We start from the raw sequence: 570 nt of genomic DNA, 5'->3' as shown, positions 1-570 counted from the left end.
CGCCTGTGGCCCCCATCGCGCCGGTGGCGCCCGTGGCACCCGTCGCGCCGGTGGCACCCATCGCGCCCGTGGCACCTGTGGCACCCGTGGCACCCGTTGCGCCGGTGGCTCCGGTTGCGCCGGTGGCGCCCGTGGCACCCATCGCGCCGGTGGCACCCGTTGCGCCGGTGGCGCCTGTGGCACCCGTCGCGCCGGTGGCACCCGTCGCGCCTGTGGCACCCGTGGCACCCGTGGCACCTGTGGCTCCGGTTGCGCCCGTGGCACCCATCGCGCCCGTTGCGCCTGTGGCACCCGTGGCGCCCGTGGCACCCGTCGCGCCCGTGGCACCCRTCGCGCCTGTGGCACCCATCGCGCCCGTGGCGCCGGTGGCTCCGGTTGCGCCGGTGGCACCCGTCGCGCCCGTGGCACCCATCGCGCCCGTGGCGCCGGTGGCACCCATCGCGCCCGTCGCGCCGGTGGCACCCGTGGCGCCGGTGGCACCTGTCGCACCCGTGGCACCCGTAGCACCCGTCGCACCCGTGGCACCCGTCGCGCCGGTGGCACCCGTCGCGCCGGTGGCTCCGGTGGCTC

Annotated in this window: 1 protein-coding gene; it reads right to left on the bottom strand. The window is 79.3% G+C overall.

The annotated features are described in order from the left end of the window. A partial coding sequence (locus tag RT91_RS21120) for a hypothetical protein (RefSeq protein WP_205409001.1) occupies positions 1 to 570 on the bottom strand: 570 nt, incomplete at both ends.

This window comes from Acidiphilium sp. JA12-A1 (genome assembly GCF_000724705.2).
GTDB classification, from domain to species: domain Bacteria; phylum Pseudomonadota; class Alphaproteobacteria; order Acetobacterales; family Acetobacteraceae; genus Acidiphilium; species Acidiphilium multivorum.
Note: the sequence above shows the minus strand (reverse complement) of the source record. Positions and strands in the feature narration are given on the sequence as shown.